Below are 12,749 nucleotides of genomic sequence, written 5' to 3'. Positions count from 1 at the left end.
GCGGGCATGGGTCCGCATCCCGCCGTCGCCGACGTCCGACGCGCCGTACGGCTCGCACTGGACGATCTGGAGCCCGGTGCTCTCGTACTGGCCGCGTGCAGCGGCGGCGCCGACTCCCTCGCCCTGGCCGCCGCGCTGGGCTTCGTCGCGCCCCGCGCGGGGCTCCGTGCCGGTCTGCTCAGCGTCGACCACGGCCTGCAGGAGGGCTCGGGCGAGCGTGCGGGCGACGTCGTGCGGCTCGCGCCAGGGCTGGGACTCGATCTCGCCGAGGCGCTTCCCGTCTCCGTCGGCACCTCGGGCGGACCCGAGGCGGCGGCGAGGCAGGCGAGGTACGCGGCCCTTTCCGAGGCCGCGGAACGCCTCGGGGCGGCGGCCGTGCTGCTCGGGCACACCAGGGACGACCAGGCGGAGACCGTACTGCTCGGGCTGGCCAGGGGGAGCGGCACCCGGTCGCTGGCCGGGATGCCCGCGCGGACAGGGATCTATCGGCGTCCGCTGCTGGAACTCGGCCGCGCGACCACCGTCGCGGCCTGCGCGGCGCTCGGCCTGTCCCCGTGGGGAGACCCGCACAACCTCGACCCGCGCTACACCCGGGTCCGGGTCCGGGAGCGGTTGCTGCCCGCCCTGGAGGACGAGCTCGGCCCCGGTGTCGCCGAGGCGCTCGCCAGGACCGCGTCCCTGTGCCGCGACGACGCCGACGCGCTCGACGCCTGGGCCGGGGAGTCCTACGCCCGCGTCGCCGTGAAAGATTGCGCTCTTAGCGATATCGCGACGGTGACGGTGGCCGTACGGGACCTGGAGGATCTTCCCGTCGCGGTGCGGCGGAGGGTGTTGCGCAGGGCGGCGATCGACGCGGGAGCGCCACCGGGCACGCTCGCCGCCTCGCACGTCCTCCAGGTCGACCGTCTGATCACCGCGTGGCGGGGGCAGCGGTGCGTGGAGGTGCCCGGGGGGGTGAGGGTGGTTCGCCGGTATGACACCCTGATACTCGCCAGACAGCCAGCCAGCCCCGTTTCGTAAGGAAAATCCCAGGTGGACGCAGCTGACATGGGCCGGGACCTCTCGAAGGTCCTCATTCCCGAGGATGAGCTCCAGGCCAAGATCAAGGAGCTCGCGAGCCGGATAGACGAGGACTACGCGGGGCAGGACCTGCTGATCGTGGGCGTGCTCAAGGGCGCGGTCATGGTGATGGCGGACCTGGCCAGGGCCTTGCGCCTGCCCGTGCAGATGGACTGGATGGCCGTCTCGTCCTACGGGGCGGGCACCAGGTCGTCGGGTGTCGTGCGGGTGCTCAAGGACCTCGACACCGACATCGCGGGACGCCACGTGCTGGTTGTCGAGGACATCATCGACTCCGGTCTCACCCTGTCGTGGCTGGTCCACAACCTGAAGTCGCGCAACCCCGCCTCGGTGGAGATCTGCGCCGCGCTGCGCAAGCCCGACGCGATCAAGGTGCCGATCGACGTGAAGTACATCGGTTTCGACATTCCCAACGAGTTCGTGATCGGTTACGGCCTCGACTACGCCGAGCGCTATCGCAACCTTCCCTTCATCGGAACTCTCGCCCCTCACGTATACGGAGCGGGCTGAAAAGTACGCCCTGCGCGAAGTGTGTCATTCACAAACGCGACATTGCCCATAGCGGCGGGGAACACGGACCTACCTGACGTACGTTGGTAGGGCAAAGCCGGTCTGTCCGCGCGGTGACCCCGCACGCCATGCCGGTGTACCTTCGGACAACCGAAGAGGTGGCCTCCCGCCGTCTCTGGGTAGTCAGTTGGAGCGGTTAGGGATACCGCGAGCCCCGGGTTCGCCCGGGGTTGCCAGGCTCTGGTCAGGAAGGGACGGGCCCGCCGGGGTTCCGCATCGGATGGATCTCAAGCGATTTACACGTGGGCCACTGCTGTGGATCCTGGGCATCGTCGTTCTGCTCCTTCTCGTCACCACGATGTGGGGCGGTGAGGGCGACTTCGAGAGGCGAGACACCTCACAGATCGTCAGCTGGATCGACGAGGGCAAGGTCTCCAACGCCAAGATCATCGACAAGGACCAGCGCATCGAGGTCACTCTGACCGACAAGAAGCGCTACTACTCCATGTGGGTGACCGGCCAGGGCATACAGCTCGCCGACAAGCTGCAGGCGGCGGAGTCGGCCAACAAGCTGCCCGGTGGATACAACGTCGAGGTGCCCAGGGAGAACTTCCTTCTCGGGCTCCTGGTGAGCTTCCTGCCGATCGTCATCATCGTGCTGATCTTCCTGTTCATCATGAACCAGATGCAGGGCGGCGGCTCGCGGGTGATGAACTTCGGCAAGTCGAAGGCGAAACTCATCACCAAGGACACCCCCAAGACCACCTTCGCCGACGTCGCGGGTGCCGACGAGGCGATCGAGGAGCTCCAGGAGATCAAGGAGTTCCTGCAGGCCCCGACGAAGTTCCAGGCGATCGGCGCCAAGATCCCCAAGGGCGTCCTGCTCTACGGCCCGCCGGGAACCGGTAAGACCCTGCTCGCCAGGGCCGTCGCCGGTGAGGCCGGGGTGCCGTTCTACTCCATCTCCGGTTCCGACTTCGTCGAGATGTTCGTCGGCGTCGGCGCCTCCCGGGTCCGCGACCTGTTCGAGCAGGCGAAGGCGAACGCTCCGGCGATCATCTTCATCGACGAGATCGACGCGGTGGGCCGCCACCGCGGTGCCGGTCTCGGCGGCGGCCACGACGAGCGCGAGCAGACGCTGAACCAGCTCCTCGTCGAGATGGACGGCTTCGACGTCAAGGGCGGCGTGATCCTGATCGCCGCGACGAACCGCCCCGACATCCTCGACCCGGCGCTGCTGCGCCCCGGTCGTTTCGACCGCCAGGTCACCGTCGACCGCCCCGACCTGGAGGGCCGTAAGGGCATCCTCAAGGTGCACGGCCGCGGCAAGCCCTTCGCCGAGGGCGTCGACCTCGACATCATCGCCCGCAGGACGCCCGGTTTCACCGGTGCCGACCTGGCCAACGTGATCAACGAGGCCGCGCTGCTCACCGCGCGGGCCGACCAGAAGCTGATCACGATGGAGCTGCTCGAGGAGTCCATCGATCGGGTGATGGCCGGTCCCGAGCGCAAGTCGCGCCTCATGTCGGACCAGGAAAAGAAGATCATCGCGTACCACGAGGGCGGACACGCCCTGGTCGCGCACGCGCTGCCCAACTCCGACCCGGTCCACAAGATCACGATCCTGTCCCGCGGACGCGCCCTCGGCTACACGATGACGCTGCCGATGGAGGACAAGTTCCTCGCGACCCGCTCGGAGATGCTGGACCAGCTCGCGATGCTCCTCGGTGGCCGTACGGCCGAAGAGCTCGTCTTCCACGAGCCCACCACCGGCGCCTCCAACGACATCGAGAAGGCCACCTCCATCGCCCGCCGCATGGTCACCGAGTACGGCATGAGCGAGCAGCTCGGCGCCCGTAAGTTCGGCAGCGGCAACGGCGAGGTCTTCCTCGGCCGCGAGATGGGTCACGAGCGCGACTACTCCGAGAAGATCGCCTCCACGATCGACGAGGAGGTCCGCCGCCTCATCGAGTCCGGCCACGACCAGGCATGGGAGATCCTCGTCGAATACCGCGACGTGCTCGACAACCTGGTGCTTGAGCTGATGGAGAAGGAGACCCTCTCCCGCGACCAGGTCCTGCAGATCTTCGCCCCGGTCGTCGTCAGGGAGAAGAGGCCCTCCTACTCCGGTTACGGCAAGCGGCTGCCCTCCAACCGTCCGCCGATCCTCTCCCGCAAGGAGCAGTCGGGCAACGGCACGCTCCCCCCGGGCGAGCAGGCCGACGGCAACGGCGCCCTTCCGGCGGGGACGGGCCACCCCGACACCGCGCCCAAGGACGTGAACTGAGCGTGGCGGGTGCCAGGCCGCTCCAGGTCGACACGGTCCGGCTGGAAAACGCCGTTCGTGAGATCCTCATCGCCATCGGTGAGGATCCCGACCGCGACGGGCTCCAGGCGACCCCCGCCAGGGTCGCCCGCGCCTACGCCGAGCAGTTCGCCGGGCTGGGGCAGACCCCGGAAGACGTCCTGACCACGGTCTTCGACGTCGACCACGACGAGATGGTGCTCGTCCGCGACATCGAGGTCTACTCGACCTGCGAGCACCACCTCGTGCCGTTCCACGGCGTCGCCCACGTCGGCTACATCCCCAACGAGAAAGGGCAGGTCACCGGCCTGTCCAAGCTCGCCCGCCTCGTCGACGTGTACGCCAGGCGTCCCCAGGTGCAGGAGAGGATGACCTCCCAGATCGCCGACGCGCTCATGAACGTGCTGGAGCCGCGGGGGGTGATCGTGGTGATCGAGTGTGAGCACCTCTGCATGACCATGCGGGGTGTGCGCAAGCCCGGTGCCAAGACGATCACCTCGGCCGTACGCGGAAGCTTCCGCGACAGTGACAAGACCCGCGCCGAGGCGATGGCCCTCATCATCCGCTGATCACCTTCACGCGTGCATTCGAGACACACCCCGTCAGGACCGCCGATCGGCGGCCCCGGCGGGGTTTCCGCGTTGTGGAGGGTTGTGGCCGGAAGCCCTGATTCTCCGCCACGGCCGACCGGTGCCTGGTACGTTGCTCGCGTCGGACGCCGCCGGGCGTACGCCGCCCGCGTCCACAGGAGCTGGAGGAGAACGCATGCCGGCCAGACGTCCCCGAGGACCGTCCGCCCTGTGACGGGTGTGCGGATTCGTTATGGCACAAGCCGGACCCACGAGACGGGCGTATGGTGCGCAACGCCTAGGCTGGTCGCCATGACGACGTGGAGTGTGCCCGGGCTGCCGGACGCGGGCCGGTGCCTCGTTATGGGCGTGGTCAACGTCACTCCCGACTCCTTCTCCGACGGCGGCAGGTGGTTCGACCCGGCGGTGGCCGTGCGTCACGGCCTGGAGCTGGTCGAGCAGGGCGCCGACATCGTCGACGTGGGCGGCGAGTCCACCAGGCCCGGCGCCGCGCGGGTGCCCCTGGAGGAGGAGCTGGCCAGGGTCGAGCCGGTGATCAGGGAGCTGAGCCGCGAGGGCGTCACCGTGAGCGTCGACACCATGCGGGCCGAGGTCGCCCAGATGGCCGTGGAGGCCGGGGCGAAACTGGTCAACGACGTGAGCGGAGGGCTCGCCGACCCGGCGATGCCGAGGGTCGTGGCCGCCTCGGGCGTGCCGTACGTGGTGATGCACTGGCGGGGGCACAGCCACGCCATGGACCGCAGGGCCGTGTACGGCGACGTGGTGACCGAGGTGCGCGAGGAGCTCGCCAAGCGGGTCGCCTCCGTGCTGGCCGAAGGCGTGGCCGAGGAGCAGATCGTGCTCGATCCGGGGCTGGGCTTCTCCAAGAACCCCGAACACAACTGGGCTCTGATCGCGGGCATCGACAGGCTCGGAGAGCTGGGATACCCGCTGATCATCGGAGCCTCGCGGAAACGCTTCCTGGGTCGCCTCCTGGCCGACCGGGACGGCGCGCCGCGCCCTTTCAGTCGTAGTGACGATGCCACGCTCGCCGTGACCGCGCTCGCCGCGCAGGCGGGGGCCTGGTGTGTACGCGTGCACGACGTCCGCCCGAACGCGGACGCCGTCCGTGTGGCTGCCGCAGTTCAGGGAGCGAGATCATGAGCGTCGACACCACCGCCGTCGAAACGGTCAACCAGGCGTTCTACACCGCCATCGAGGACGCCGACCTCGACAGGATGACCGAGATCTGGGCCGAGGACATCGAGGGTGAGCAGGTGAGCTGCGTCCACCCCGGCTGGCCGATCGTGAACGGCCGGCAGGAGGTGCTGCGCTCGTGGGCGCTCATCATGGCCAACACGCCCTACATCCAGTTCGTGCTGACCGACGTCCGGGTCATGGTCCTGGGCGACGTCGCCATCCTCACCTGCGAGGAGAACATCCTCACCGCCGGCGACGAAGGTGACGCCAGCTTCGCGGCGGGCAAGGTGGTCGCGAGCAACACCTTCGTGCGGACGTCGGCGGGGTGGCGGCTCTGGCTGCACCACGGCTCGCCCGTGCTGCAGGGGGACGACGAGGACGAGGACGAGGAGGCCGCGTGATCGACGCCGAGACCCCCTCGTCCCCCGAGACGCCCCTGCGGATCGACGACGCCGTCAGCGACCTGATCGGGGATCCGGCCGACGAGCCGGTCGGCGGCCCGGCCGGGGGTTCGCTTCGAGACCCGCTGGAAGGTCCGGCCCCCGGCGCGTACGGGGACTCGGCGCACGGCCTGCCGCCGGGCGCGGCCGACCGGATCAGCCTGAAGGGGCTGCGGGTGCGCGGCCGGCACGGCGTGCTGGCCGCGGAGCGGGAGCTCGGCCAGGAGTTCGTCGTCGATGTCACCCTCTTCCTCGACACGGCGCCGGCGGCGGCCGGGGACGATCTGACCAGGACCGTCCACTACGGCGAGCTCGCCGAGGACCTCGCGGAGGTCGTGCGGGGCGAGCCGGTCGACCTGATCGAGACCCTCGCCCAGCGCCTCGCCGACGTCTGTCTCGCCCGCGAGCTCGTCCAGGTGGCGGAGGTGAGCGTGCACAAACCCGCCGCGCCGATCCCGCTGCCGTTCGACGACGTGATCGTGACGATCACCCGGGGCCGGGCATGAGGGTGGTCCTGGCGCTCGGCGGCAACCTGGGCGACCGGTTCGAGACCCTGAGGGGCGCGCTCGACGCCCTCTTCGAGAAGCCGGATCTCACGTTCGTCGCGGTGTCACCGGTCTACGAGACCGACCCGGTCGGCGGTCCCGAGCAGGGCGCCTATCTCAACGCGGTGGTGATCGCCGAGAGCGCGCTGGAACCTCGGGCGCTCCTCGATCGTGCTCACAGTGTGGAGAACACCTTCGGCAGGGTCCGGGTGGAGCGCTGGGGAGCGCGCACGCTGGACATCGACCTGATCACCGTGGGGGACGTCGTGATGGACGATCCCGACCTCACCCTGCCGCACCCCAGAGCGCACGAGCGCGCGTTCGTGCTGGTCCCCTGGGTGCGGGCCGATCCCGGGGCGGTCCTGTCCGGGCGCCGGGTGGCCGACCTGCTCGCCGGTCTCGACCAGGGTTACGTACGGCCGCGTCCCGACCTGATCCTGCGGGGGCCCGCGTGAGGCCGACCCGCCCCGGCGTTCTCGTCGGGCTTCTCATCGTGTTCGCGATCCTCACCTGGGCGCTGCTCAGGCCGCTCTACTCGTCCCTGCCGACCGTGCCGTGGACGGCGATCCCGACGGTGCTGCTGCTCGCGATCGGCGAGTTCTACACCGGGTGGATGACGAAGGCCAGGATCGAGCGCAAGCCCGACACCGAGCCGGTCGAGCCCCTCGCCGTGGCCCGTCTGGCCGCCCTCGCCAAGGCCTCCGCGTTCGGTGGCGCGGTCTTCGGCGGGATCTTCGCCGGGTTCACCGTCTACACGGTGGAGATGCTGGAGCAGGAGGTCCCCCGCAGGGACTTCTTCATCACCGGCGGGTCGCTGCTGGCGTGCGTGCTGCTGGTCTGCGCGGCCCTGTACCTGGAGCACTGCTGCCGGGTTCCCAAGGACTCCGCGGGCGACGAGCGCTGAGACCCCGCGTGCTGAGACGCCGCTAGCGGCGCCTCGCCGTCCACTGGCGTCCGAAGAGCATGATGACCGGAAGCGTGCAGATCAGCGCTCCGGCGATGGCGAGGGGACGCTCCAGCCACCAGAACAGGTCCAGCCGTACCCTCTCGCCGGGTCCGCTGCCCACCAGCCACCAGGTGAGCGCCACCCAGATCGCCATGCCGGTCGTGTGGAACAGGAACAGCGGGAGCGCGAACCGGTTCACCGTCTCGTTCACGCGCTGCCACCTGGGCCGTACGAGCAGGCGTTCCATGGACGGCCTCAGCACCTCCACCAGGCCGATCTGGAAGATCAGCAGGGCCACGATGACGAAGGTGGGCGGCGCCATGTTGGACAGCTTGTCGCCGGGAACGCCCACCATCGACCCGGGGTAGATGCCCGAGTAGACCAGGCCGAAGAGGGCGAACAGCCCGGTCCACAGGATGGCGACGTCGAAGCGGCGGGGAAGCGCCACCACCCGGTCGTAGAAGAATCCGGCCTGGTGGGCGAGCCCCCAGACGATGATCATGTTGAGCCAGCCCACGGCCTCGTACCCGTAGCGCAGCCGCAGCACGTCGACGACGAGCGCCGCCCCCGCCAGCCAGATCAGGGCGAGCACGTCGTAGTGCCGGTGCAGCCAGAGCGAGATCGGCAGCAGGGCGATCAGCACGAGGTAGACGCCGATGAACCAGAGCGGGCTGATGACGAGCAGGACCACGCGGCCCATCCACTCGATCCCGAACGCCCACGTCACGATCACACCGAACACGATCCAGGTCCCGGCGAGCGCGAGCGCGGGGATCGCGAGACTCCGGATGCGCCGCCACACGAAGGTGCCGATGCCGACCCCGCGCTCGCAGGCCCGGTTCCACGACAGGAGGTGGACGTATCCGCCCACGTAGAAGAAGAGCGGCAGCACCTGCAGCAGCCAGGTGAGGATCCACAGCCCCGAGGTGAAGCCCAGCGGGCTCGTCGGCGAGGGGCCGTCGGGCCCCCACTGCAGGATCGTGAACGCCCAGTGCCAGACGACCACGACGATCAGGCTGAGCGCGCGCAGCCAGTCGACGTAGCGGTCCCGCCGCGGCCCGTCCGTGGCGGGAGGCACCTCGGCCGGTACGGAATCCGAGGTCGCGGTGCTTCCGGAGCGGCTCTCGGTGGTTTCCGAAGTCCCAGAGGTTCCTGGTGTCCCTGGTGTTCCGGGGGTTTCCCGGGATTTCGAGGCGGAGGGCGCGGGAAGAGGTGTGGAGGGTACAGGGGTCGCCCTCTCCTGGTCTCCGCCGGATTCGATCATGCGGTTGCAACCGTGCCTTACTTGTCGATGTCGCCGACGACGAAGAACATCGAGCCCAAAATGGCGACCATGTCCGAGACCAGGTGGCCGGGGAGCATCTCGCGCAGCACCTGGACGTTGTTGAAGGAGGCCGAGCGGAGCTTCATCCGCCACGGCGTCTTCTCCCCGCGCGAGACCAGGTAGTAGCCGTTGAGGCCCAGCGGGCTCTCCGTCCAGGCGTAGGTGTGGCCCTCGGGCACCTTCAACACCTTGGGCAGACGCTGGTTGACCGGCCCCGGGGGCAGGTCGAGGAGCCGCTCCACGCAGGCGTCGGCCAGGTCGAGGGAGACCTTCACCTGTTCGAGCAGCACCTCGAACCGGGCGTGGCAGTCTCCCGCCGACCGGGTGACGACCTTCACCGGCACCTCGCCGTAGGCGAGGTACGGCTCGTCCCTGCGCAGGTCGAGGTCGACGCCGGAGGCGCGGGCGATCGGGCCGCTCACGCCGTACTGCATGATCGTCTCGCGGTCGAGGACGCCCACCCCGCGCGTGCGGGCGAGGAAGATCTCGTTGCCGGCGATGAGGTTCTCGATGTCGGGCAGTCGCCGCCGCACGTCGGCCACGGCCTGGGCGACCCGGCCCGTCCACCCCGCGGGGATCTCCTCCTTGAGGCCGCCGACCCGGTTGAACATGTAGTGCATGCGCCCGCCGGAGATCTCCTCCATCACGGCCTGGAGGGTCTCGCGCTCCCGGAACGCGTAGAAGACCGGGGTGATCGCGCCGAGCTCCAGCGGGTAGGAGCCGAGGAACATCAGGTGGCTGAGCACCCGGTTGAGCTCGGCCATCAGCGTGCGCGTCCAGACCGCCCTCGCCGGCACCTCCATGCCGAGCATCCGCTCCACCGCGAGCACGACGCCCAGCTCGTTGGCGAACGCCGACAGCCAGTCGTGCCGGTTCGCCAGCACGATGATCTGCCGGTAGTCACGCACCTCGAAGAGCTTCTCGGCGCCCCGGTGCATGTAGCCCACGATCGGCTCGGCGGAGCTGATCCGCTCCCCGTCCAGCGTGAGCCGCAGCCGCAGCACACCGTGCGTGGACGGGTGCTGCGGCCCGATGTTGAGGACCATGTCCTCGGTCGCGAGGTCCTTGCCGTCCGCCCCCCGTACGGCCTCGGCTCCAGCCCCCATCCCCACGCTCAGCTCACGGCGCGCGCCTTCAGTCATAGGGCCATGCTGTCACGTCAGCCGCGCGAGGCAAGATCCCGCAGGGCGCCGATCAGTCGGTCGACGTGCTCGGAGGTGGTACCGATGCCGATGGAAGCGCGGACGGCGGAGGCGGTGACGTCGTCGCAGCCGCCGTCCTTGGCGCCCAGCAGGTGCCGTACGAAGGGGTGGGCGCAGAACTTGCCGTCGCGGACCCCGATGCCGTAGTCGCCGGACAGGGCCTCGGCGACCTCGCGGGCGGTGAAGCCGTCCACCACGAAGGAGACGATGCCGACGCGCGGGTGGTCCGGGCCCCACAGGGACAGCTCGTGGACGCCGGGGACAGCTGCGAGGCCCGCCCTCAGGCGCCGGAGGAGGTGCTCCTCCTCGCGGACCAGTGGGGTCCAGCCGGTGGCGGACAGCGCGTCGCAGGCCGCGGCGAGCGCGATGGCGCCCAGCACGTTCGGGGTTCCGGCCTCGTGCCGCGCCTCGGGGTCGTCGTGCCACTCGGTGTCGTCGTCGTTCACGGCCTTCACCGCCCCGCCGCCCCGCAGGTACGGCTCGGCGTCGGCGAGCCAGTCGGAACGGCCGATCAGCGCGCCCGTGCCGAACGGCGCGTAGAGCTTGTGGCCGGAGAAGACCACGTAGTCCAGGTCGAGGGCCGTCAGGTTGAGGCGGCGGTGCGGGACGAGCTGCGCGGCGTCGACGAGGACGCGGGCACCGTGGCGGTGGGCGATGTGGGCGAGCGCCGCGATCGGCCACAGCTCCCCGGTGACGTTGGAGGCGGCGGTCACGACGAGCAGCTTGGGGCCGTCGATCGAGGCGAGGGCGTCGTCGACGGCGCGGACGGCCTCGCCGGGGAAGGCGGGGGCCGCGAGCCGCACGACCCGCTCCCAGGGGAGCAGCGAGGCGTGGTGCTCGGTGTCGAAGACCACGGTGGTGGTGCCCTCGGGCAGGCTACGGGCCAGCAGGTTGGTCGCGTCCGTGGTGTTGCGGGTGAAGATCACCGAGTCGTCAGGGCGGGCGCCCACGAAGGCCCGCACCGTGTGCCTGGCCTGCTCGTAGCGGGCCGTGGTCAGCTGGGACGCGTACCCGGCGCCGCGGTGGACGCTGGAGTAGGCCGGGAGCGCGGCGGCGACGGCGGCGCTCACCGGCTCCAGACAGGGGGCGCTCGCGGCGTAGTCGAGGTTGGCGTAGCGGACGAGCCTGCCGCCCCTGACCGGGACCTCCAGGTCCGAGCCGAGCACGGCCGGGATCGGCCGGTCACCGGACGCGCGGGTCTCGGGGACGGCGGTGGTGGCCGGGGTGGCGGGGGTGCTGATCGTGAGGGTGGACACGCCATGGCTCCTTCGAGGTCATCGGACCCCAACCCATGGCATAGGTGCCTGGAGCCCGCGCTTGCCCGGCACACCTCGTGCCGGACCAGGTCCTCACCCGGGGCACCCCGCCGCGGACGCGAGGGTTGCCGGCCAGCGAGCCGGGGCTTGTCACTGGCACTCATGACCTACGGAGGCACTATAACCGACGTCCCGCGGTGGCCCGCAAGTCCGAAAGGTGATCGTCCCGGTATCCGGGGCAGGAGCGGGCGCCTGGGCGCGTCCGGCGAATTGACGGCGAGTTGTGATGAAAGGAAGGAACTCGGGGCCTTTCCCGGTCGTCCTGGAGTCAGCCGAAGAAGGTTCAGCCGGCTGGATGATCGCGCGTTCGAGCGTTGGCCGAAGAAATCGGCCGAAGAAGGAGAAGGCCATGGATTGGGTGACCAACCCCGAGATATGGATAGGTTTTTTCACCCTTGTCGCCCTGGAGATCGTCCTGGGGATCGACAACATCATCTTCATCTCGATCCTGGTGGGCAAGCTCCCGCCCGCGCAGCGTGACAGGGCACGCAAGATCGGTATTTCCGTCGCCCTGCTCAGCCGTCTGCTCCTGTTGTTCGCGCTGTCGTGGGTGGTGAGGCTCACGACGCCGATGTTCGAGGTCTTCGGGCAGGGGATATCGGGGCGCGACCTGATCCTGATACTCGGAGGCCTGTTCCTGCTGGGCAAGAGCGTCCACGAGATGCACAGCAGCCTGGAGGGGGACTCCCACCACTCCGAGGGCAAGGTGTCGGCGTCCTTCACCTCGGTGATCATCCAGATCATGATCCTCGACGTCGTCTTCTCGCTCGACTCGGTGATCACCGCGGTCGGCATGGTCGACGAGCTGGGCGTCATGATCGCGGCCGTCATCGTCTCGGTCATCGTGATGCTGATCGCCTCCGGGCCGATCAGCCGCTTCGTGGACCGGCACCCGAGCATCAAGATGCTCGCCCTGTCCTTCCTGGTGCTGATCGGCGTCGTGCTCATCGCCGAGGGGTTCGAGCAGCACATCCCCAAGGGCTACATCTACTTCGCGATGGCGTTCTCGCTGCTGGTGGAGCTGCTGAACATCCGGATGCGCGGCAAGGCGGGCAGGCGTAAGCCGGTCGAGCTGCGTTCTCGCTACGGTGCCGAGGACCAGTCGGGTCGTACGGACTCGGTGGACGGCACGGACCGGAAGGACCCGAAGGACTCGGTGGATCCTACGCATCGGGCCGGTTCGGAGGCGTCGGCGGCCGCGGTGCCTCAGGGGGTTCCGGCGAGCCGGACCGGTCCTGCGGGCGAAGTGGATGAATCACCCGAAAAGGGAAATTCGGACAAGCGGCCCGACTCCTGACCAGGATTACGATGT

The 12,749-nt window shown here is 69.4% G+C and carries 13 protein-coding genes and 1 riboswitch; of the genes, 10 read left to right on the top strand and 3 right to left on the bottom strand.

The features are described 5' to 3' along the window. The first annotated feature begins 6 nt into the window (after positions 1-6). The 9 genes from tilS to AB0B96_RS11990 all read left to right on the top strand — a co-directional run bounded on the left by tilS (position 7) and on the right by AB0B96_RS11990 (position 7,553). Positions 7-1,020, top strand: coding sequence for a tRNA lysidine(34) synthetase TilS (gene tilS / locus AB0B96_RS12030; RefSeq protein WP_350941552.1), 1,014 nt, complete (start codon positions 7-9; stop codon positions 1,018-1,020). Between the two features lie 12 nt (positions 1,021-1,032). Continuing rightward, a complete protein-coding gene (gene hpt / locus AB0B96_RS12025; RefSeq protein ID WP_350941551.1) occupies positions 1,033-1,590 on the top strand; it encodes a hypoxanthine phosphoribosyltransferase in 558 nt (185 codons plus the stop codon). Positions 1,591-1,870: 280 nt separating this feature from the next. Continuing rightward, positions 1,871-3,877 carry an ATP-dependent zinc metalloprotease FtsH gene (gene ftsH / locus AB0B96_RS12020; RefSeq protein ID WP_350941550.1) on the top strand — a complete coding sequence of 669 codons (2,007 nt, stop codon included), beginning with the start codon at positions 1,871-1,873 and terminating at the stop codon, positions 3,875-3,877. A 2-nt stretch (positions 3,878-3,879) separates the two neighbouring features. Beyond that, a complete protein-coding gene (gene folE, locus AB0B96_RS12015; RefSeq protein WP_362898000.1) occupies positions 3,880-4,464 on the top strand; it encodes a GTP cyclohydrolase I FolE in 585 nt (194 codons plus the stop codon). Between the two features lie 312 nt (positions 4,465-4,776). Next, the gene (gene folP, locus AB0B96_RS12010) at positions 4,777-5,628 is read left to right on the top strand and encodes a dihydropteroate synthase (protein ID WP_362897998.1); all 852 of its coding nucleotides are present in this window, start codon (positions 4,777-4,779) and stop codon (positions 5,626-5,628) included. Beyond that, positions 5,625-6,065 carry a nuclear transport factor 2 family protein gene (locus AB0B96_RS12005; RefSeq protein ID WP_350941547.1) on the top strand — a complete coding sequence of 147 codons (441 nt, stop codon included), beginning with the start codon at positions 5,625-5,627 and terminating at the stop codon, positions 6,063-6,065. The genes folP and AB0B96_RS12005 overlap by 4 nt, the downstream gene beginning before the upstream one ends. Before the next feature lie 170 nt (positions 6,066-6,235). Further along, positions 6,236-6,610 carry a dihydroneopterin aldolase gene (folB, locus tag AB0B96_RS12000; protein WP_350943518.1) on the top strand — a complete coding sequence of 125 codons (375 nt, stop codon included), beginning with the start codon at positions 6,236-6,238 and terminating at the stop codon, positions 6,608-6,610. Beyond that, entirely contained in the window at positions 6,607-7,104 is a 498-nt protein-coding gene (folK, locus tag AB0B96_RS11995) for a 2-amino-4-hydroxy-6-hydroxymethyldihydropteridine diphosphokinase (RefSeq protein ID WP_350941546.1), read from the top strand. The genes folB and folK overlap by 4 nt, the downstream gene beginning before the upstream one ends. Continuing rightward, positions 7,101-7,553, top strand: coding sequence for a DUF3180 domain-containing protein (locus AB0B96_RS11990; RefSeq protein WP_362897995.1), 453 nt, complete (start codon positions 7,101-7,103; stop codon positions 7,551-7,553). The genes folK and AB0B96_RS11990 overlap by 4 nt, the downstream gene beginning before the upstream one ends. 22 nt (positions 7,554-7,575) lie before the next feature. On the opposite strand, the gene AB0B96_RS11985 is transcribed toward AB0B96_RS11990, so the two are convergent. The 3 genes from AB0B96_RS11985 to AB0B96_RS11975 form a co-directional block, all read right to left on the bottom strand. Further along, positions 7,576-8,673, bottom strand: coding sequence for an acyltransferase (locus AB0B96_RS11985; protein ID WP_362897993.1), 1,098 nt, complete (start codon positions 8,671-8,673; stop codon positions 7,576-7,578). Between the two features lie 203 nt (positions 8,674-8,876). Further along, positions 8,877-10,061, bottom strand: coding sequence for an NADH-quinone oxidoreductase subunit D (locus tag AB0B96_RS11980; RefSeq protein ID WP_362897991.1), 1,185 nt, complete (start codon positions 10,059-10,061; stop codon positions 8,877-8,879). A 17-nt stretch (positions 10,062-10,078) separates the two neighbouring features. Continuing rightward, on the bottom strand, positions 10,079-11,377 hold the full coding sequence (locus AB0B96_RS11975; RefSeq protein WP_362897989.1) for an aminotransferase class V-fold PLP-dependent enzyme: 1,299 nt from the start codon (positions 11,375-11,377) through the stop codon (positions 10,079-10,081). 52 nt (positions 11,378-11,429) lie between these two features. Beyond that, positions 11,430-11,545: riboswitch (SAM riboswitch) on the bottom strand. A 241-nt stretch (positions 11,546-11,786) separates the two neighbouring features. Here AB0B96_RS11975 and AB0B96_RS11970 point away from each other — a divergent pair. Continuing rightward, on the top strand, positions 11,787-12,734 hold the full coding sequence (locus AB0B96_RS11970; RefSeq protein WP_362897987.1) for a TerC family protein: 948 nt from the start codon (positions 11,787-11,789) through the stop codon (positions 12,732-12,734). Positions 12,735-12,749: the final 15 nt, after the last annotated feature.

The sequence above is a fragment of the Streptosporangium sp. NPDC049046 genome (genome assembly GCF_040649155.1).
Taxonomy (GTDB): Bacteria; Actinomycetota; Actinomycetes; order Streptosporangiales; family Streptosporangiaceae; genus Streptosporangium.
This window is presented reverse-complemented; position numbering and strand designations above follow the sequence as displayed.

What these genes read in the sequence shown, in the direction of transcription:
- tilS (WP_350941552.1), top strand. Translation starts at nt 7, where the DNA reads ATGGGTCCGCATCCCGCCGTCGCCGACGTCCGACGCGCCGTACGGCTC.
- ftsH (WP_350941550.1), top strand. Translation starts at nt 1,871, where the DNA reads ATGGATCTCAAGCGATTTACACGTGGGCCACTGCTGTGGATCCTGGGC.
- folP (WP_362897998.1), top strand. Translation starts at nt 4,777, where the DNA reads ATGACGACGTGGAGTGTGCCCGGGCTGCCGGACGCGGGCCGGTGCCTC.
- AB0B96_RS12005 (WP_350941547.1), top strand. Translation starts at nt 5,625, where the DNA reads ATGAGCGTCGACACCACCGCCGTCGAAACGGTCAACCAGGCGTTCTAC.
- folK (WP_350941546.1), top strand. Translation starts at nt 6,607, where the DNA reads ATGAGGGTGGTCCTGGCGCTCGGCGGCAACCTGGGCGACCGGTTCGAG.
- AB0B96_RS11980 (WP_362897991.1), bottom strand. Translation starts at nt 10,061, where the DNA reads ATGACTGAAGGCGCGCGCCGTGAGCTGAGCGTGGGGATGGGGGCTGGA.
- AB0B96_RS11970 (WP_362897987.1), top strand. Translation starts at nt 11,787, where the DNA reads ATGGATTGGGTGACCAACCCCGAGATATGGATAGGTTTTTTCACCCTT.